Source organism: Simplicispira suum (assembly GCF_003008595.1).
Taxonomy (GTDB): Bacteria; Pseudomonadota; Gammaproteobacteria; order Burkholderiales; family Burkholderiaceae_C; genus Simplicispira; species Simplicispira suum.
On the sequence record NZ_CP027669.1, the window covers coordinates 2,514,329 to 2,531,756 of the forward strand.

The window sequence follows — 17,428 nt, forward strand, 5'->3', positions numbered from 1 at the left end:
GAAATACTATAAAAACAATAGCTGTCAGTGCTTATCACATAAGCGCTAGAGGCTATTTTTATTCAAATTTTCGCTCGCGCAGCCACTTGGTGGCAATCCACTTTTCCCCTGCCAGTACCGGCGCACCGCCGTGCAGCGTGCGCGTGTCAGGGCGTGGCCGGTCGTAGCTGAAGAAGACGGCGTTGCCGCGCTGGGGCGACACCGTGAGGCCCAGGCAGGGGAACACCGTGGCGCCGCCGGCCTGGGGTGTGTTGAGGTACATCACCAGCGTGGCCACGCGCTGCCCGCCCCGGCGCAGCATGCTGGCGGTGCCCGCCTCGGCCGGGTCGAAATAGTCGTAGTGCGGCTTGTATTCGGCGCCCGGCCCATAGTGCAGCACCTGCAGGCCTTCTCCGTGATCCACCGGCCAGTCCAGCAATGCGGCAATGCGCTCTTCCAGGCGCTGCACCACGGCGTTCTCGCCGCGCTGGAAAAACATGCCTTCGCTGGTGCGGTCGGCGTTGATCTCTTCGCCGCCGGTCTGCGTTTGTACGGTGAGCGAGCGCGCCAGGCGGGGGCGTGCGGCGTCGATCAAGGCGGCGCATTCATCGGCGGAGAGCAACTGCGAAAACACGACAAGGGGCGGGCGATCGAGCGCCACCTGCACCCCCACCGCCTGCCCGGCCGCGTCCAGCACGTGGGGTGCGTCGGACAGCCTGGGACCGGGCACGCGGGGCGGCGCAGCGCCCGGTTCATCCAACACCTGGCCAAGCGCCGCCTCGGCTGCAGCCGCCTCCCAGCCGGCAGCGGTCAAGGCCGCGTGCATGGCAGCGCGGGCCACGCCGGCCGCGCCTTGCTCGTTCACCCAGACGCGCACTTCGTCGGATACAAGAGCAGCCTGCTGGCCAATGGTGGCGAAAGGGAAGGGTTTGTGCTCGTCCATGGCGCCCTTTTACCGCATCTGCAGCGCTGCATTCATGCGCTGCGACGGCGAAACACCAGGCGGTCGGCAGAAGACGCGGCAGGAGCAAAGGCATAGCCGTCTGCATCAAAGCCTTGCAGATCCTCCAGCGCCTGGGCGCGCTGCAAGATGGCAAAGCGCGCCATGCGCCCGCGCGCCCGCTTGGCGTGAAAGCCGATGACCTTCCAGGCGCCCGCGTGCCAGTCTTCAAAGACGCATTCGGCGACGCGGGCGCGCAGCGCCTTGCGATCCACAGACTTGAAATATTCTTGCGACGCCAGGTTCACCACAAGGGGCTCGCCAGGGTGCTTGCGCAGCTGTTTGTCCAGGTGGCGCGCGATCTGCGCACCCCAGAAGTCGTACAGGTTGGTGCCATGGGGCGTGGCCAGGCGCGTACCCATCTCCAGGCGGTAGGGCTGCATGCGGTCCAGCGGCCGCAGCACGCCGTAGAGGCCGCTCAGAATCGCCAGGTGGTCTTGCGCCCAGGCGAGCGCTTGCGCATCGAGGCTGTGCGCGCCGAGACCGTCGTAGGCGTCGCCATTGAAGGCCAGCAACGCCTGGCGCGCGTGGGCTTCCCCCGGGCGTGCTCGAAAGTTTGCGTAGCGCGCCACGTTCAGTGCCGCCAGTGCGTCGCTGATGTGCATCAGGGAGGCCAGCTCCTGCGGTGCAAAGCCGCGCAGGATCCCCACCAGTTCGCGGGCCTGCGCAGGAAAGGCAGGCAGCGTGTGCGCCAGTCCGGGTGGCAGCGGCGTTTCGAAATCGAGCGACTTGGCGGGCGAGAGCAGGATCAGCATGCGGTTCCTCACAAAAAGAAACGCCGCTTCGCGGTGAGGCGAGAGCGGCGTACGGTTGCGGGCGGTGGCCCGCAGCGGGGTCAGCCGCGTGGCTGATCGAAGGGGAGCTTCAGATCACTCAGGTCGCGGTGGGTTTCCACCAGCACCAGCGGGCCATCGTCCAGCTTGGGCACCGGAGGGCGTTCGCGTGGCACGCGCAGGGGCTGCGGCTCGGCCGCGGCGGCGGCCTGGGCCGCAGCGACCTTGGAAGGGTCGGAACCGACCCACTGCAGCCCCGAACTGGCAGCCACTTGCTGCATTTCGTCGACCGGCAGGCTGTAGGACGCCACACGTGGCATCGCGGTGCTGGCCGCTTGGGCTGGCGCCGGAGCGGGAGCTGGCGCCGGCCGGGGCGCGACAGGCACGGCTGCTTGTGGCGGCGGGCTTGGTGCACGCTCACCAGCAGGCGCTGCGACGGTCTGTGCGACTTCGCTGAACGCAGCTGGCGGGGGCGTGAGGGCCGGCGGCGGCTCTGCAGGCAGGTTCGCTGCGGGCACGGGAGCCGGTGCCGGAGCAGCTTCAGCGGCAGGTGCAGCGGCGGCAAAGTAGCTGCGCCGTGGCGCCTCGTCGCTGGCTTCGGAAGCCGCAGCAGCGGGCTCGTCGAAGGACATCATTTCGCCTTCGACGGCCGGGGCTGCCTGCTGGCGGCTGCCGCGCTGGCGGTCGCGCCCGTAGCGGTCGCGCGAGCGGCGCTCGCTGCGCTCCTGCGGTTCCGTGGCCTGGGCAGCATTCACGCCTTCGTCTGCCGAGAGATCGATGTCCGGCAACGAATCAATCGGCGCGGTATCTGCAAAGTCAGGAGCTTGCGATGCTGTGGCATCGTTGCTGCGCGGCGTGCGTTCGCGGCCTTCGCCACGCGGGGCGCGCTCGCGCCGGCCGTTGCCTTCGCCGCGCTCGCGCCGTGCTTCGTTGCTGCGGGCCGGGCGTTCGCTGCGGGTTTCGCCCTCGGGGGCCTGCAAGGACATGTCGGCGCCGGTTGAAGCGGTCTGGTCGGTGGCCATTGCGGAGCCGCTAGAGCGATTGTCGCTGTCGCCGCGTCCGTTGCGGCCGCGTCCACGTCCGTCGCTGCGGCCCTCGCTGCGTCCATCCATGCGCTCGCCGTCGCGGGGCGCGCGCGCTTCGGTATTGCCGCGTTCACCGCGCGAGCGGCCGCGGCCCTCGCCACGGCTTTCACCCTGGGCTTCGCGGTTGCCATCGCGTGGTGCGTCGCGGCCACCGCCCCGGCGGCTGCGGTCGCCACTGCCATTGCGTCCGTCGCGGCGGGGTTCCCGTGCAGGCGCGGTTGCCACAGGCGCCGGCTGCGGCGCTGGCACGGCCGCTGGCGGCGTATCGCCCATGCCAAAGAGGTTCTTGAGCCAGCTCAGGAAGCCGGGTTCGGGCGCGCGCAAACCCTGCGGGGTGGCTGGCGCAGGGGCGGCTGCCACAGGCGCGGCGGTAGCAGCCGCGCTGGGCCGTGTGCCGCCGCGCGGTGCGCGCACTTCACCTTCAGCGCGGGGTGCGGCTTGCGGTGCCGGAGCGTCGGGCAGCACGCCCTTGATCACCGGGGTCTGCTTGTTGGTCGGCTCTTGCGAGCGGCGGGTGACGGCCGTGGGGTCTTCTTCCTGGTCGGCAAGCAGGTAGCTGGCTTCCACATGGTCCAGGCGCGGGTCGTCGTGCTTGAGGCGCTCCAACTTGTAGTTGGGCGTTTCCAGTGCCTTGCTGGGCACCATCAACACGGTGATGCGCTGCTTGAGCTCGATTTTGGCAATTTCGGTGCGTTTTTCGTTCAGCAGGAAACTCGCCACTTCCACCGGCACCTGGCAGTGCACGGCGGCGGTGTTGTCCTTCATGGATTCTTCCTGAATGATGCGCAGGATCTGCAGCGCCGAAGACTCGGTGTCGCGGATGTGGCCGGAGCCGCCGCAGCGCGGGCAGGGGATGGAAGAGCCTTCGCTGAGCGCAGGCTTTAAGCGCTGGCGGCTCATTTCCATCAGGCCGAACTTGGAAATCGTGCCGAACTGCACGCGGGCGCGGTCCTGGCGCAGCGCGTCGCGCAAGCGGTTTTCGACTTCGCGGCGGTTCTTCGACTCTTCCATGTCGATGAAGTCGATGACGATCAGGCCGCCCAGGTCGCGCAGCCGCATCTGGCGCGCCACTTCGTCGGCGGCTTCCAGGTTGGTGCGGGTGGCAGTTTCCTCGATGTCGCCGCCCTTGATGGCGCGGGCCGAGTTCACGTCCACGGAAACCAATGCTTCGGTGTGGTCGATCACGATGGCGCCTCCGGACGGCAGCTGCACGGTGCGCGCGTAGGCCGACTCGATCTGGTGCTCGATCTGGAAGCGGGAAAACAGCGCGGCGTCGTCGCGGTAGCGCTTCACGCGGGCGGCATGCTCGGGCATGACGTGCGCCATGAATTGCTGCGCCTGCTCGTAGATGTCGTCGGTATCGATGAGGATGTCGCCGATGTCGTTGTTGAAGTAATCGCGGATGGCGCGAATCACCAGGCTCGATTCTTGGTAAATCAGGAAGGCGCCTTTGCCGCCCTGGGCCGCGCCGTCGATGGCGTTCCAGAGTTTCAGCAAGTAGTTCAGGTCCCACTGCAGCTCGGGCGCGCTGCGGCCGATGCCGGCGGTGCGGGCGATGATGGACATGCCGTTGGGGTATTCCAGCTGGTCCATGTTCTCCTTGAGCTCGGCACGGTCCTCGCCCTCGATGCGGCGCGAAACGCCGCCTCCGCGCGGGTTGTTGGGCATCAGCACCACGTAGCGGCCGGCCAGCGAGATGAAGGTCGTCAGGGCTGCACCCTTGTTGCCGCGCTCTTCCTTCTCGACCTGAATCAGCAGCTCCTGGCCTTCTTTGATGACCTCGTTGATGCGCGCCTGGCTGGGCGAGACACCGGGGGCGAAATACTGTTTGGAGATTTCCTTGAACGGCAGGAAGCCGTGGCGGTCTTCGCCGTAGTCGACGAAGCAGGCTTCCAGACTGGGCTCGACGCGCGTGACGACGGCCTTGTAGATGTTGCCCTTGCGCTGTTCGCGCCCTTCGATCTCGATTTCGTAGTCGAGGAGTTTTTGTCCGTCGACGATGGCCAGGCGGCGCTCTTCAGGCTGCGTGGCATTGATCAGCATCCGTTTCATGATGCGTTTCCTTCTCAGAGTGGCGGGGCCGGCAGCGCGGCAACCGGGGTTGCATGCGGCCTGAGCCCAAAAATCCAAACAACAGCTTGCGCGCGCCTAAAGCGCTGCGCAAAGCCAACGGTGCCTGGACGGACGCCTTGAAACGAAGGGAATTGCCGAAGTCGCCAATGACGCTGTGCTTAGCAGAGCGGCAGGGGCGGGGGCGCGTGGAAGGGGGCGAGCCTGGGGGAGGGCATGAATACTACTGAAAGAGTAGCTGCCTGCGCAGGTGTGACAAGCGCTGGAGCACGATTGGACGCCCATGACAAAGGCAGACGCCATTGCCAGAGAGAGATCCATCGCATTACCAGAGCCAGCATGTTTCGCTTCGATCCGTTGGCAGGCCCTGCCTCGTGGGAGCGCCTGCAAACTCAGTATTCCGTATCGGTGTTTCAATGTGTCCGCCCTCCGAGCGAGGCACCGGCCATGGCAGGCAATTGGCCTGTCATCTGCAAGTGCGACGCGCGCTGGCATCGACCTGCCTGCGCAAGGGAAATAGTTGTGTCGACTAAAATTCAGACAAATCAACCACTTACAAAATAGTGCGCAGGTGAAACAGATTATAGGGGCCAAACCCTCCGCGCACTCGGCGCCGCCGACCGCGCACCCGGTAGCGCCGGTCGTACGTTTTCAAGCCGTAGACGCCAATTCGGCCGGTCAGCGGCTGGACAACTTTCTGCTGCGCGAACTCAAGGGCGTGCCCAAGACGCATGTCTACCGCATCATCCGCAGTGGCGAGGTGCGCGTGAACAAGGGGCGGGCGGGCGCCGATACGCGCTTGCAAGAAGGCGACCTGGTGCGCGTGCCGCCGGTGCGTGTGTCCGACCGAATCGAGGAAAAGGCCGCGCACCCGGCGCCAGCGCGCGAATTTCCCATCCTGCTTGATGACGACGCAATGCTTGCCATCGACAAGCCGGCCGGCGTGGCCGTGCATGGCGGTAGTGGAGTGAGCTTTGGCGTGATTGAGCAGTTGCGCCAGGCGCGGCCACAAGCGCGCTTTTTAGAACTGGTGCACCGCTTGGACCGGGAAACCTCCGGAATCTTGCTGATCGCCAAAAAACGCAGCGCACTGACCCACCTGCAAGAACAGTTTCGTGAGCGCGAGACCGGAAAAACCTATTTGGCGCTGGTCGTGGGCGCCTGGCAGGCGAATAAAAAGGTCATCGACACGCCGTTGCACAAATACTTGCAGGCGGATGGCGAGCGCCGCGTGCGCACCACCACGGCGGATGATCCGGACGGAATGCGCTCGATCACACTGGTCAAGCTGCGCCAGCGCCTGCCGGCGCGCCCCGAAGCCGGTCTGCCGGAGTTTTCTCAGCTCGAAGTAACGATCAAGACCGGCCGCACGCACCAGATTCGTGTTCACTTGGCCAGCCAGGGCTGCCCCATTGCCGGGGACGAAAAATATGGCGACTTTGAGCTCAACCGCCGCTTGCAGCGGCACGGCCTCAAGCGCATGTACCTGCATGCCTGGCGATTGCAGTTCACCCATCCCGCGACGGGGCAGCGCAGCGAGCTGATGGCACCGCTGCCGCCTGATCTGTCCACTTTTTGTCCGCTTTCATGACCGATTCCCTGCCACCACGGCGCTTTGACCTCATTGCTTTCGACTGGGATGGCACCTTGTTCGACTCGACCGCCATCATCGTGCGCTGCATTCAGGAGGCGGTGTGCGACGTGGGCGGTGAGCGCCCGAGTGACCTGGCCGCAAGCTATGTCATCGGCATGGCGCTGGCCCAGGCGCTCGCCCATGCGGCCCCTGACGTGCCGCCAGAGAAATATTCCGAGCTGGGCCTGCGCTACCGTTATCACTACGCGCGCCAACAGGACGATCTGGTGTTGTTCGAGGGCGTGCTCCCGCTGCTTGAGCGTTTGCGCGCGCGCGGCCACCTGCTGACCGTGGCCACAGGCAAGAGCCGGCGCGGGCTGGACGAAGCGCTGCACAGCGCGCAGCTTCGCGGCATGTTCGACGGCTCGCGCACGGCAGACGAGACCGCCGGCAAACCGCATCCGCTGATGCTGCAGGAGCTGATGGCGGAGTTCGGCGTGCCTGCTGAGCGCGTGCTGATGATTGGCGACACCACGCACGACCTGCAGATGGCGCAAAGCGCCGGCTGCGCCAGTGTGGGGGTGAGTTACGGCGCGCACGAGAGCCAGGCCTTTGCAGCGTTTGCGCCGCGCTACGTAGCGCGATCGGTGGCCGATCTTTCCGCCTGGCTGGAGAAAAACGCATGAATGAGCCGCAGGTGCTGGATCTGTGCGCCAGCGAAGCGCTGGCCGATAGCGGCGTGGCCGTGCCGTTCGACGTGGTCTATCTGGGCGAGGGCTGCCGGGCCTTTGCGGTGCGCTTTCAAGGCCAGGTGCAGGCCTACGTGAATCGCTGCGGTCATGTTCCGATGGAAATGGACTACGTCGACGGCCAGTTCTTTGATTCGACCGGCCAATGGCTGATGTGCGCAACGCACGGTGCCATGTACGCCCCTGCCAGCGGCACCTGCGTGGCCGGGCCGTGCCGCCGCGGTCTGGTCAAAATTGCCGTTTCGGAAGAAGACGGACGGGTGCGCTGGCATACTTCCGCCCAACTCCAGCCACCTGGGTGGTGACATGACAGACGCCAATGATCCGAACGCAAGTTCACAACAAAAATACCCACCAGCGCCCGATCTATGGGCAAAGAATGCTATGAATTCAGAAGTAAAACAGGGTGCTGCCAACAGTGGCTGGGAGCGCGGCGTGCTGGAAGAACTGGTGCTGGCCACCGTGCGCGAACAGCGCGCTGCCCGCCGCTGGCGTACCTTTACCCGCTTGCTCTGGCTGGCGCTGATTGGAGCCGTTGCCTGGGCGGTGTTCTCGCGCGACATGACCGGCACCAGCAAAAGCAGTCCGCATACCGCCGTGGTGGAAATCAAGGGCGAAATAGCCTCGGACAGCAACGCCAGCGCCGAGTACATCATGGCCGCCATGCGCAGCGCCTTTGAAGACGAAGGCTCGCAGGCTGTGGTGCTCCTGGTCAACTCACCCGGCGGCAGTCCGGTACAGGCCGGCATGATCAACGACGAGATCGTGCGGCTCAAGGCCAAATACAACAAACCGGTCTATGCCGTAGTGGAAGAAACCTGCGCCTCGGCCGCGTATTACATTGCTGCGGCGGCGGACGACATCTATGTTGACAAGGCCAGCATCGTTGGCAGCATCGGCGTGCTGATGGACGGTTTCGGTTTTACCGGCACCATGGACAAGCTCGGTGTCGAGCGCCGTCTGCTGACCGCTGGCGAAAACAAGGGCTTTCTTGATCCCTTCAGCCCGCAGACCGAAAAGCAGCGCGCCTTTGCCCAGACCATGCTCAATCAGATTCACCAGCAGTTCATTGCTGCCGTGAAGGCGGGGCGGGGCGACCGGCTCAAGGAAACGCCCGAAACCTTCAGTGGCTTGTTCTGGACCGGCCAGCAAGCCATTGACATGGGCCTGGCGGATCATTTGGGCAGCCTCGACCAGGTGGCGCGCGACGTGGTCAAGGCCGACGAAGTGATCGACTACACGCGCCGTGAGAACGTCGCCGAGCGTCTGGCCAAACGTTTTGGCGCGGCGCTGGGCGCGGGCGCGATGCGCGCCGCGCAGTCTGCTGCGCTGCAGTTGCGTTGAGGGCAGCATGGACTGGCTTGGCCAAGTGAAATGGGACGCGCAAGGCCTGGTGCCCGTCATTGCGCAGGAAAAATCCACGGGCGACGTGCTGATGTTCGCCTGGATGAACCAGGAAGCTCTGCAGAAAACGGCCGAGCTGGGCCGCGCGGTGTACTTCAGCCGCTCGCGTGGCAAGCTGTGGTTCAAAGGCGAAGAGTCGGGCCATGTGCAGGAGGTGCACGACATTCGCATCGATTGCGATCAGGATGTCATATTGCTCAGCGTCACGCAGCGGGGCCACGAGCCCGGCATTGCCTGCCACACGGGTCGCCACAGTTGCTTTTTCAGCGTACTCAAAGACGGCCAATGGCAGGCTACCGACCCGGTCTTGAAAGACCCGGCTTCCATCTACAAATAAGGCCCATGCAAGAGAACACTCCATCGGCAGGTGACGAAGGCGCGCTCGCCCGGCTTGCCGCCACCATCGAGAGCCGCAAGCGCGAGCATGGCGGAGACCCCGACAAGAGCTATGTAGCACGTTTGTTGCACCAGGGCCCGGACGCTTTCCTGAAAAAGATTGGCGAAGAGGCCACAGAGGTGGTCATGGCCGCCAAAGACCTGGACCATGGCGGTGATCGCTTCAAGTTGGTCGGTGAAATGGCCGACCTATGGTTTCACTGCATGGTCGCGCTGGCGCACTACGGCGCCACGCCGCACGACGTGATTGCCGAACTGGAGCGCCGCATGGGCACCAGCGGCATCGAGGAGAAAGCTTTGCGCAAAGCGCAGGGCCGAGCCGCCAGCGAGGCACAACCATGAACAACGACATCATTGACGTTTCCAGCGACGAGCAACGCGCAGAAGGCCTCAAGGCCTGGGGTTGGGTGAGCTATGTGCTGCACCTGATCGTGGCGCTGGGCGCAGTCATTCCCGGGGCGCAGCCGGGCGCGCTGCTGCTTCTCATCGCTCTGCTCATCGATCTCGTCAAGCGCTCGGATGCGCAGGGTACCTGGCAGGCCAGCCATTTCTCCTGGCGCATCCGCACGGTGCTCTGGGCCGGCGTGCTCTACATTGTCACAGCCCCGCTGTGGCTGCTGTTTTTCCTGCCGGGCTGGCTGGCCTGGTGCATGATTTCCTTGTGGTTCCTTTACCGCATCGTGCGCGGCATGGTCGCGATGAACCAGAACCAGGCGTTGAATGTCTGAACGGCGCAAAGCTCCGCCCCAGCCACTGAGCCTGGCATTGCAGGGCGGCGGATCGCATGGCGCGTTGACCTGGGGTGTGCTTGACGCCTTGCTTGAAGATGGCGGCGTCGATTTGGATGGCATCAGCGGAACCAGCGCCGGGGCCATGAACGCGGTGGCTGTTGCGCATGGTTTTGCGCAGGCCGCAGCGCAGACAGCCGACCCGCAGCAGGCGCGAGAGGAGGGTGCCGCCTTGGCGCGAGCCACGCTGACGCGGCTGTGGGAGGGCATTGGTGCGCTGGGCGGGTCGGGCTGGGGTGGTCCACTGGTGCTGCCTGCCATGGCCTGGATGACGCCATGGCTTGCGCCTGTGCAATCGAATCCTCTGGACATCAACCCGCTGCGCCAACTGCTGGAGCGGGAAATCGACTTTGACTGCCTGACCGCAGCGCCCGCCAGCGTACCCAGGGTTTTTGTTTGCGCCACCAACGTGCGCACGGGCCGCGGCGAGATTTTTTCCGGCCCCCGCCTGAGCGCTGCAGCGGTGATGGCTTCTGCCTGCCTGCCGATGGTGTTTCAGCCCGTGACCATCGAAGGCCAGGCGTATTGGGATGGTGGTTATTCCGGGAACCCGGCGCTGTATCCGCTCATCTATCAGGCGCGTTGCAGCGATATTCTGCTGGTGCAAATCAACCCCATTGAGCACGCAGAAGTGCCGGACACCGTCCCCGAAATCATGGACCGCATGAACGAGATCAACTTCAATGCTTGCCTGCTGGCCGAATTGCGTGCCATTGAATTTGTGCGCCGACTGCTGGCTGAGGGCAAGCTGGACCCTGAGCACTACCGCAATATTCGCATGCACCGGGTGGATGGCGGCGCGGCGCTGGCAGAGTTCGGCGCCGCCAGCAAGGCGCGCGCTGATCTGAATTTTGTGCGCAAGCTGTTTGATTTGGGACGCACTGCCGGAGCGAAATGGCTGGCGGCGCACCGCAAAGACCTGGGCGTGCGCGCAACTCTGCAGCTCACGCACAATGCATGATTGATTGAATGACGTTGGCCATGCACGACCCGAACTGCCTTTTTTGCAAAATCGCCGCTGGCGAGATACCGTCCCGCAAGGTGTATGAAGACGAAGAAATCTTCGCCTTTCACGACATTCACCCCCATGCGCCGGTCCATTTTCTGTTGGTGCCGCGCCTGCACTTGCCCTCGATGGCGCACGCGGAGCCAGTGCATGCGGGCTTGCTCGGGCGCATGATGGTCTTGGCGCCACGGCTCGCCTTGGAGCAAGGATGCCGCCCGTACCCGGAAGGCGGCTTTCGCATCATGGTAAACACCGGCCAAGAAGGTGGGCAAGAAGTCCAGCATTTGCACATGCATGTGATGGGGGGCCCCCGCCCCTGGCTCAAAGGCTGATAGCCTGGGCTCTTTGGCGCATCGCAGGGTATCTGCAAGCTCCTTGCAAGTCCCCGCGAACCAGCCGACTAAAATGTTCTGTATTCCTTAGGAGATTCTCATGGGCTCTTTATCTATCTGGCACTGGCTGATCGTGCTGCTGATCGTGGTCATGGTTTTTGGCACGAAGAAGCTCAAGAACATGGGCTCGGATCTGGGCGGCGCCGTCAAGGGCTTCAAGGACGGCATGAAAGACGGCTCGGCCGCCGATGCCGCCGTGCCGCCGACCCCGCCTTCCCAAGTGACCAACACATCTGCCGCTGAGGATCCGTCGACCATCGACGTACAAGCCAAGCAGAAAAGCTGATCTGCGGCATCCAGGCGCAAAGGCATGATTGATATCGGTCTCTCCAAAATGGCCTTGATCGGCGTCGTGGCGCTGATCGTCGTTGGGCCGGAGAAGCTGCCGCGTGTGGCCCGAACCGTGGGCACCTTGCTGGGCAAGGCCCAGCGCTATGTGGCCGACGTCAAGTCCGAAGTCAATCGCTCGATGGAGCTCGACGAGCTGCGCAAGATGAAGGACACGGTGGAGAGCGCAGCACGCGATGTCGAGCAGACCATCCACACCAGCGCCAGCGATTTCGAGCGCGAACTGAACGATGCCGCCGACACAGCGAACGCCACGAATTCTGCCTACTTGAGCGGTTCCCAGAGCAGCGTGGTTCCCACGTACCGCAATCCGGGCAAGAACTGGCGTCTCAAGCGTGGCGCCATGCCCCAGTGGTACAAGTCGCGTGCCGGTGTTCGCACCAAGGCGCAGTCGGGCGCGGCGCGCGTGGCGCGCTACCGCCCCCAGAAATTTCACTGACCGCTGCGCCGCCAGCCGCGCGGCTACGGGCGCAACCCGCCCGGCACTTCCTGACTCATGTCCCAGACCCCATCCTCAGACGACGAGCTAGCCGGTACCGAGCAACCTTTTGTGCAGCACCTGATGGAGCTGCGCGATCGGCTTGTCAAAGCCATCGTTGCCGTGGGCCTCGTGGCCGCCGTGCTGTTTTTCTTTCCTGGCCCGGGTGCCCTCTACGACCTGTTGGCCGCGCCTCTGGTGGCGCACCTGCCAAAAGGGGCCACGCTGATCGCCACCTCGGTGATTTCGCCGTTCATGGTGCCACTCAAGATTTTGCTGATGTCGGCGTTCATGATTGCACTGCCGGTAGTCCTGTGGCAGGTCTGGGGCTTCATTGCGCCGGGCCTCTACATCCATGAAAAAAAGCTGGTGCTGCCCTTGGTAGTCTCCAGCACCTTGTTGTTCCTGGTTGGTGTGGCGTTCTGCTACTTTTTCGTCTTCGGTAAGGTGTTTGCATTCATTCAGGGCTTTGCGCCTAAGAGCATTACCGCAGCGCCAGACATCGAGGCCTACCTGAGCTTTGTGATCACGATGTTCATCTCGTTCGGTCTGGCGTTCGAGGTGCCGATTGTCGTCGTCGTGCTGGCGCGACTGGGGATGGTCAGCGTGGCCCAGCTCAAGAGCTTTCGGGGCTACTTCATCGTGCTGGCCTTCGTGATCGCAGCCATCGTGACGCCGCCTGATGTGGTCTCTCAGTTGGCGCTCGCCATTCCCATGGTAATGCTCTATGAGCTGGGGATCTGGGCTGCGCAACTGTTCATACGCCACACCAAGGCACCCGAGGACGACGAAGAGGCCGCGTCCGGCCCCTGACGCCAGGCGCGTGCATCTTGCACGCCCGTTTCTGCGTCGAATACGCTTGACGATGCAGCTGCCTCAGAAAAGCCGACCGACAACAGTGAGAGCGAAGCTTTGATGGGCTCGCGCCCTGTGCAAATGGCGCGCCTCGATCTTGTCTGAGGCAGCTACAAAATCAGGAAAATAGGTCTGTAGCGCAATACTGAAAACAGTCAGTCGCTATTATTTTCATCTTTGCACCGGTGCGCGCCGCTGCCTGGGCCGTACTCCCGGAGTCACTTCCAGCGCGATCTCCTGATCGCCGCGCTGCACGCGCAGACCGGCGGCTTCGCCTGGCGTGAGTGCCGCCACCGCGCTGAGCAGGCCCGAGACACTGACCACCGGCTTGCCCGCCACCTGGGTGATCACGTCGCCCGGCCGCAGGCCCGCATGTGCGCCTGGCGCGTTCTGCAACACGCCGGTAATGAGCACGCCCGACGTGGCCTTGACGCCAAAGGTTTCTGCCATTTCCGGCGAAAGCTCGCTTGGCTCCACGCCGATCCAGCCGCGCGTCACCTGACCCGTGGCGGTAATGCTGCTGAGCACCATTTTCGCGGTCGAGACAGGAATGGCGAAACCAATGCCCAGGCTGCCGCCCGAGCGCGAATAAATGGCCGTGTTGATGCCCAGAAGATTGCCGTTGACGTCGACCAGCGCGCCGCCCGAATTGCCCGGGTTGATGGCGGCGTCGGTCTGGATGAAATTCTCAAACGTGTTGATGCCCAACTGGCTGCGCCCCAGGGCGCTGACGATGCCGCTGGTCACGGTCTGGCCTACGCCGAACGGGTTGCCAATGGCCAGCACCCGGTCGCCGACCGAGGCCGTGTCGGAGTCGCCCAGCACGATGACGGGCAACTTGTCGAGCTCAATCTTCAGAATCGCCAGATCGGTTTCCGGGTCGGTGCCAATGACCCGCGCGCGCGCTTTGCGGCTGTCCGAGAGGGTGACGTCGATTTCATCGGCGCCGTCGACGACATGGTTGTTGGTGAGGATGTAGCCCTCGGGGCTGACGATGACGCCGCTTCCCAGGCCTGCCTGCGGCCGGTTGGCCTGATCGCCAAAAAAGAATTGAAACCAGGGGTCATCGCTGCGCGGATCGCGCACCGGAGCTTTGCTGGTGTTGATGCTGACCACCGCAGGTGCCGCCTTGCGCGCCGCGCCGCTGAGGCTTCCCGGCATGGGTTCGGCCTGGTTGATGGGCGGCGCTTCCAGTAGGGAAATCGACTGGCGCCACGGAAGGTTCACGCCGCGCAGCCATCCTGGCTGCAAGGTGGCAACCACGAACCAGGCAGCGACAAGAACCGTGATGGTTTGCGAAAAAAGCAGCCAAAGGCGTTTCATGGGAGATGCAGTGCAAGAAAGGAAGGCGCAAAGGATCCGAATGCGCGCGGTGCCTATTGTCGCGCAGCGCACGCCACAATAGCGCCATGAGCATATCGCGCCAGAGCTTGCTGCACAGCTTGGACATGCTGCTGCAGCCCGAAAAATTCAAGGACTACGGCCCCAATGGCTTGCAGGTGGAAGGCATGGAGCAGGTCTCTTTGCTGGTGAGCGGCGTCACTGCCAGCCTGGCCCTGATTGACGCAGCCATCGAAGCCCAGGCTGACGCCATTCTGGTGCATCACGGCCTGTTCTGGCGCGGCCAGGACGGCCGGGTCACCGGATGGATGAAGCAGCGCCTGCAGCGCCTTCTGGCGCACGACATCAACCTGTTTGCCTACCACTTGCCGCTCGATGCGCACCCTGCGCTGGGAAATAACGCGCGCCTGGGGGCTGAGCTGGGCTGGAAAGCGGACGCGTATTTTGGCGAACAAGACCTTGGTTGCCTGGCCCATGTCCAGTACGCCAGCAGCGCTGATCTGTGCGCGCAGGTGGGCAGGGTGCTGCGCCGCGAGCCTGTTTTCGTTGCGGGCCATGCCGGCCCTATCACGCGGGTCGGCTGGTGCACGGGTGGCGCGCAGGGGTATTTTGAATCCGCTGCAGCGGCGGGTGCGCAGGTGTTTGTCACGGGCGAGATCTCTGAACCGCAGGCGCATCTGGCCAAGGAAATGGGCGTGGGCTTTGTGGCTGCCGGCCACCATGCCACCGAGCGCTACGGCGCACCCGCTGTGGCAGCCCACGTGGCGCAACAGCTGGGAATTCGACATCGCTTCATTGAAGTGGACAACCCGGCCTAGCCGGCATCAGGCTGGAATGACTCAAAAAACATAGCTATTAGCGCCCTCTGGATAAGCGCTAGAGCCCTATTTCACTGATATTTCATGGTTCCCATCACGCAGCACGCTCACCCGCTTCTGGCCATCACCCAGGGTGACCCGGCGGGCATCGGGCCGGAGATCATTGCCAAGGCATTCCGCGATGCGCCGGACCAGATGCATGGCGCCTTCGTCGTCGGCGAGCTCGCCACGCTGCGACGCGCGGCCGCATGCGTGCGCCGGTCCGGCGTTCCTGATCTGCCGGTGGCGGTCATCACTTCACCGGTGCAGGCGCGCGAGATGCCGCCGCGCTGTCTGCCGGTGCTGCCGCTTGCCGGTTTGCCCGGCCCCTTGCCCTTTGGCGCCGTCGCGGCGCAAGCCGGGCGCGCTGCTGCGGACTGCGTGGTGTGGGCGGCCCAGGCGGCGCTGCGCGGTGAGATTGCCGGCTTGGTAACCGCGCCGCTGCACAAGGAGTCGCTGGCTGCAGCAGGGGTGGACTTTCCGGGGCACACCGAACTGCTGCAGGCGCAAGCGGCGGCGCATGCTGGCGTGGAGCTTGCGCAGATGCCGGTGCGCATGATGCTGGCCAGCGACGAGCTGTGTACCGTGCTGGTGAGCATTCACATGGCACTGCGCGACGCCATCGACGCCGTCACGGACTGCAACGTGCTGCAAACCTTGCGCATTACGCACGCTGCACTATGCAAAAGTCTGGGCCGCGCGCCACGCATTGGTGTGGCCGGGCTCAACCCGCACGCAGGCGAGGCGGGACTTTTCGGGCGTGAGGAAATCGACATCATTGCGCCGGCTATCGCCGCAGCGCGCCGCGAAGGCTTGGATGCCACCGGTCCCTGGGCGCCAGATACCGTGTTCATGCGCGCTCGCAACACGCCAGTACACCCCGGCGAGTTCGACGTGGTGGTGGCCATGTACCACGACCAGGGCTTGATTCCGGTGAAATACCTGGGCGTGGACAAGGGTGTGAACGTCACCCTCGGCCTGCCGCTGGTGCGCACCAGCCCGGACCACGGCACGGCGTTCGACATTGCGGGCACAGGCAAGGCCGACCCGGCAAGCTTGATCGAGGCGGTGCGCTGGGCGCGCCGCCTCTCGGTCCAATGAAGTCAGGCATTGGAAGGAGGGCGCTTGAGGCTGTCGCGAATTTCACGCAGCAGTACGATGTCTTCGGGCGTCACAGCGGGCGCGGGAGCTGGCTCCGGGTTATTGCGCTTGAGGCGGTTGACCTGCTGAATCATCAGGAAAATGATGAAGGCCAGAATGAAAAAGTTCACGGCCACTGTAATGAAGCTGCCGTAGGCCAGCACAGGGACGCCGGCCTTCTTGAGCGCGTCCAGGGTCATCGCAGTGCCTTGCGGTACCGTGCCCAGGACCACAAAGAGATTGGAAAAATCGAGCTTGCCGAACACCAGTCCCACCACCGGCATGATCAGATCCTTGACAACGGAATCGACGATCTTGCCGAAGGCACCGCCAATGATCACGGCCACCGCCAGGTCGATCACGTTGCCTTTGATGGCAAATTCGCGAAATTCTTTCAACATTCCCATCAAATTCTCCCGTGGTTTTCGATGGTTTGCAGTATCTCCGAACCGACGCAGCGGCGCTGAAGCTTGCCGGGGGTCAAACACTGCGCGGTCTGCACCGGTAGTAAACGAGGTTGGGGTTTTCACTCCGCTACAATTTCGGGCTGTCTCCCCAACCCCAGCGATGTACATCGAGGACCCCCATGAGTGACACTCCAATCGACTCCAGCAAGCGGACGTGGCTGATCGCGACCGGCTGTGCTGGCGCGGTGGGCGGCGTGGCAACCGCCGTTCCCTTCGTGAGCTCTTTCCAGCCATCCGAGAAGGCCAAAGCCGCAGGCGCTGCAGTCGAAGTGGACATCTCTGCTCTGAAGCCTGGTGAAAAAATGACCGTGGAATGGCGCGGCAAGCCGGTCTGGATCGTGCGCCGCACCCCGGAACAGGTGGCCGAGCTGCCGCAGAACGACGACAAGCTGGCTGACCCCAAGTCGCTGCGCAAGCCCGACGAGTTCACGCCTCCGTATGCTCGCAACGAGCAGCGCTCCATCAAGCCCGAGTACTTTGTGGCGGTCGGCATCTGCCCGCACCTGGGTTGCTCGCCTTCCGATCGCTTTGCTGCTGGCGCCCAGCCTTCCTTGCCCGATGACTGGCCGGGCGGTTTCCTCTGCCCTTGCCACGGTTCCACCTTCGACTTGGCTGGCCGCGTCTACAAGAACAAGCCCTCGCCAGACAACCTGGAAGTGCCCCCGCACATGTATCTCTCCGACACCCGCCTGCTCGTTGGCGAAGACAAGAAAGCCTGAGGGACTGC

Annotated in this window: 20 protein-coding genes; 15 read left to right on the plus strand and 5 right to left on the minus strand. The window is 64.0% G+C overall.

The window, feature by feature from the left end; translation table 11 throughout:
• Positions 1 to 58: 58 nt before the first annotated feature.
• The 3 genes from C6571_RS11620 to C6571_RS11630 form a co-directional block, all read right to left on the minus strand.
• Entirely contained in the window at positions 59 to 922 is an 864-nt protein-coding gene (locus C6571_RS11620; RefSeq protein WP_106446819.1) for a 2OG-Fe(II) oxygenase, read from the minus strand.
• Between the two features lie 32 nt (positions 923 to 954).
• Entirely contained in the window at positions 955 to 1,734 is a 780-nt protein-coding gene (yaaA, locus tag C6571_RS11625; protein WP_106446820.1) for a peroxide stress protein YaaA, read from the minus strand.
• 80 nt (positions 1,735 to 1,814) lie between these two features.
• Positions 1,815 to 4,889 carry an Rne/Rng family ribonuclease gene (locus C6571_RS11630; RefSeq protein ID WP_106446821.1) on the minus strand — a complete coding sequence of 1,025 codons (3,075 nt, stop codon included), beginning with the start codon at positions 4,887 to 4,889 and terminating at the stop codon, positions 1,815 to 1,817.
• A 589-nt stretch (positions 4,890 to 5,478) separates the two neighbouring features.
• Between C6571_RS11630 and C6571_RS11635 the strand changes: the two genes are divergently transcribed.
• The 12 genes from C6571_RS11635 to tatC all read left to right on the plus strand — a co-directional run bounded on the left by C6571_RS11635 (position 5,479) and on the right by tatC (position 12,854).
• A complete protein-coding gene (locus tag C6571_RS11635; RefSeq protein ID WP_211300629.1) occupies positions 5,479 to 6,498 on the plus strand; it encodes an RluA family pseudouridine synthase in 1,020 nt (339 codons plus the stop codon).
• On the plus strand, positions 6,495 to 7,166 hold the full coding sequence (locus C6571_RS11640; protein WP_106446822.1) for an HAD family hydrolase: 672 nt from the start codon (positions 6,495 to 6,497) through the stop codon (positions 7,164 to 7,166). Before C6571_RS11635 ends, C6571_RS11640 begins: the two co-directional genes overlap by 4 nt.
• The gene (locus C6571_RS11645; RefSeq protein WP_106446823.1) at positions 7,163 to 7,534 is read left to right on the plus strand and encodes a Rieske (2Fe-2S) protein; all 372 of its coding nucleotides are present in this window, start codon (positions 7,163 to 7,165) and stop codon (positions 7,532 to 7,534) included. Before C6571_RS11640 ends, C6571_RS11645 begins: the two co-directional genes overlap by 4 nt.
• Position 7,535: 1 nt before the next feature.
• Positions 7,536 to 8,573 (plus strand): S49 family peptidase, encoded by a 1,038-nt coding sequence (locus C6571_RS11650; protein WP_106446824.1) that lies wholly within the window; start codon positions 7,536 to 7,538, stop codon positions 8,571 to 8,573.
• A gap of 7 nt (positions 8,574 to 8,580) precedes the next feature.
• On the plus strand, positions 8,581 to 8,970 hold the full coding sequence (gene hisI, locus C6571_RS11655; protein WP_106446825.1) for a phosphoribosyl-AMP cyclohydrolase: 390 nt from the start codon (positions 8,581 to 8,583) through the stop codon (positions 8,968 to 8,970).
• A 5-nt stretch (positions 8,971 to 8,975) separates the two neighbouring features.
• Positions 8,976 to 9,371 carry a phosphoribosyl-ATP diphosphatase gene (locus tag C6571_RS11660; protein ID WP_106446826.1) on the plus strand — a complete coding sequence of 132 codons (396 nt, stop codon included), beginning with the start codon at positions 8,976 to 8,978 and terminating at the stop codon, positions 9,369 to 9,371.
• A complete protein-coding gene (locus C6571_RS11665) occupies positions 9,368 to 9,757 on the plus strand; it encodes a DUF4870 family protein (protein ID WP_106446827.1) in 390 nt (129 codons plus the stop codon). Before C6571_RS11660 ends, C6571_RS11665 begins: the two co-directional genes overlap by 4 nt.
• Complete coding sequence (locus C6571_RS11670) at positions 9,750 to 10,778, plus strand: patatin-like phospholipase family protein (protein WP_106446828.1); 1,029 nt, start codon at positions 9,750 to 9,752, stop codon at positions 10,776 to 10,778. Before C6571_RS11665 ends, C6571_RS11670 begins: the two co-directional genes overlap by 8 nt.
• Positions 10,779 to 10,798: 20 nt before the next feature.
• Positions 10,799 to 11,155: a histidine triad nucleotide-binding protein gene (locus tag C6571_RS11675; RefSeq protein WP_106448206.1), complete on the plus strand. Its 357-nt coding sequence runs from the start codon at positions 10,799 to 10,801 to the stop codon at positions 11,153 to 11,155.
• A 100-nt stretch (positions 11,156 to 11,255) separates the two neighbouring features.
• Positions 11,256 to 11,501: a Sec-independent protein translocase subunit TatA gene (gene tatA / locus C6571_RS11680; protein WP_106446829.1), complete on the plus strand. Its 246-nt coding sequence runs from the start codon at positions 11,256 to 11,258 to the stop codon at positions 11,499 to 11,501.
• Between the two features lie 24 nt (positions 11,502 to 11,525).
• Positions 11,526 to 12,002, plus strand: a complete 477-nt coding sequence (gene tatB / locus C6571_RS11685; RefSeq protein WP_106446830.1) for a Sec-independent protein translocase protein TatB — start codon at positions 11,526 to 11,528, stop codon at positions 12,000 to 12,002.
• 57 nt (positions 12,003 to 12,059) lie between these two features.
• Positions 12,060 to 12,854 carry a twin-arginine translocase subunit TatC gene (tatC, locus tag C6571_RS11690; RefSeq protein WP_106446831.1) on the plus strand — a complete coding sequence of 265 codons (795 nt, stop codon included), beginning with the start codon at positions 12,060 to 12,062 and terminating at the stop codon, positions 12,852 to 12,854.
• A gap of 213 nt (positions 12,855 to 13,067) precedes the next feature.
• Here the strand turns inward: tatC and C6571_RS11695 are convergent, their stop codons facing one another.
• Entirely contained in the window at positions 13,068 to 14,219 is a 1,152-nt protein-coding gene (locus C6571_RS11695) for a trypsin-like peptidase domain-containing protein (protein ID WP_106446832.1), read from the minus strand.
• A gap of 86 nt (positions 14,220 to 14,305) precedes the next feature.
• Between C6571_RS11695 and C6571_RS11700 the strand changes: the two genes are divergently transcribed.
• Positions 14,306 to 15,055: a Nif3-like dinuclear metal center hexameric protein gene (locus tag C6571_RS11700; protein ID WP_106446833.1), complete on the plus strand. Its 750-nt coding sequence runs from the start codon at positions 14,306 to 14,308 to the stop codon at positions 15,053 to 15,055.
• Between the two features lie 84 nt (positions 15,056 to 15,139).
• Positions 15,140 to 16,195 carry a 4-hydroxythreonine-4-phosphate dehydrogenase PdxA gene (gene pdxA, locus C6571_RS11705; RefSeq protein ID WP_106446834.1) on the plus strand — a complete coding sequence of 352 codons (1,056 nt, stop codon included), beginning with the start codon at positions 15,140 to 15,142 and terminating at the stop codon, positions 16,193 to 16,195.
• Between the two features lie 2 nt (positions 16,196 to 16,197).
• Here the strand turns inward: pdxA and mscL are convergent, their stop codons facing one another.
• On the minus strand, positions 16,198 to 16,641 hold the full coding sequence (gene mscL, locus C6571_RS11710; protein WP_106446835.1) for a large conductance mechanosensitive channel protein MscL: 444 nt from the start codon (positions 16,639 to 16,641) through the stop codon (positions 16,198 to 16,200).
• A gap of 179 nt (positions 16,642 to 16,820) precedes the next feature.
• On the opposite strand from mscL, the gene petA reads away from it, so the two are divergent.
• A complete protein-coding gene (gene petA / locus C6571_RS11715; protein WP_106446836.1) occupies positions 16,821 to 17,420 on the plus strand; it encodes a ubiquinol-cytochrome c reductase iron-sulfur subunit in 600 nt (199 codons plus the stop codon).
• The last annotated feature ends 8 nt before the right edge of the window (positions 17,421 to 17,428 follow it).

Bases quoted from the DNA above. Each gene is read 5' to 3' on its own strand.
- C6571_RS11620 (WP_106446819.1), bottom strand. From the start codon at position 922: ATGGACGAGCACAAACCCTTCCCTTTCGCCACCATTGGCCAGCAGGCT.
- yaaA (WP_106446820.1), bottom strand. From the start codon at position 1,734: ATGCTGATCCTGCTCTCGCCCGCCAAGTCGCTCGATTTCGAAACGCCG.
- C6571_RS11630 (WP_106446821.1), bottom strand. From the start codon at position 4,889: ATGAAACGGATGCTGATCAATGCCACGCAGCCTGAAGAGCGCCGCCTG.
- C6571_RS11640 (WP_106446822.1), top strand. From the start codon at position 6,495: ATGACCGATTCCCTGCCACCACGGCGCTTTGACCTCATTGCTTTCGAC.
- C6571_RS11645 (WP_106446823.1), top strand. From the start codon at position 7,163: ATGAATGAGCCGCAGGTGCTGGATCTGTGCGCCAGCGAAGCGCTGGCC.
- C6571_RS11650 (WP_106446824.1), top strand. From the start codon at position 7,536: ATGACAGACGCCAATGATCCGAACGCAAGTTCACAACAAAAATACCCA.
- hisI (WP_106446825.1), top strand. From the start codon at position 8,581: ATGGACTGGCTTGGCCAAGTGAAATGGGACGCGCAAGGCCTGGTGCCC.
- C6571_RS11660 (WP_106446826.1), top strand. From the start codon at position 8,976: ATGCAAGAGAACACTCCATCGGCAGGTGACGAAGGCGCGCTCGCCCGG.
- C6571_RS11665 (WP_106446827.1), top strand. From the start codon at position 9,368: ATGAACAACGACATCATTGACGTTTCCAGCGACGAGCAACGCGCAGAA.
- C6571_RS11670 (WP_106446828.1), top strand. From the start codon at position 9,750: ATGTCTGAACGGCGCAAAGCTCCGCCCCAGCCACTGAGCCTGGCATTG.
- C6571_RS11675 (WP_106448206.1), top strand. From the start codon at position 10,799: ATGCACGACCCGAACTGCCTTTTTTGCAAAATCGCCGCTGGCGAGATA.
- tatA (WP_106446829.1), top strand. From the start codon at position 11,256: ATGGGCTCTTTATCTATCTGGCACTGGCTGATCGTGCTGCTGATCGTG.
- tatB (WP_106446830.1), top strand. From the start codon at position 11,526: ATGATTGATATCGGTCTCTCCAAAATGGCCTTGATCGGCGTCGTGGCG.
- tatC (WP_106446831.1), top strand. From the start codon at position 12,060: ATGTCCCAGACCCCATCCTCAGACGACGAGCTAGCCGGTACCGAGCAA.
- C6571_RS11695 (WP_106446832.1), bottom strand. From the start codon at position 14,219: ATGAAACGCCTTTGGCTGCTTTTTTCGCAAACCATCACGGTTCTTGTC.
- C6571_RS11700 (WP_106446833.1), top strand. From the start codon at position 14,306: ATGAGCATATCGCGCCAGAGCTTGCTGCACAGCTTGGACATGCTGCTG.
- pdxA (WP_106446834.1), top strand. From the start codon at position 15,140: ATGGTTCCCATCACGCAGCACGCTCACCCGCTTCTGGCCATCACCCAG.
- mscL (WP_106446835.1), bottom strand. From the start codon at position 16,641: ATGGGAATGTTGAAAGAATTTCGCGAATTTGCCATCAAAGGCAACGTG.
- petA (WP_106446836.1), top strand. From the start codon at position 16,821: ATGAGTGACACTCCAATCGACTCCAGCAAGCGGACGTGGCTGATCGCG.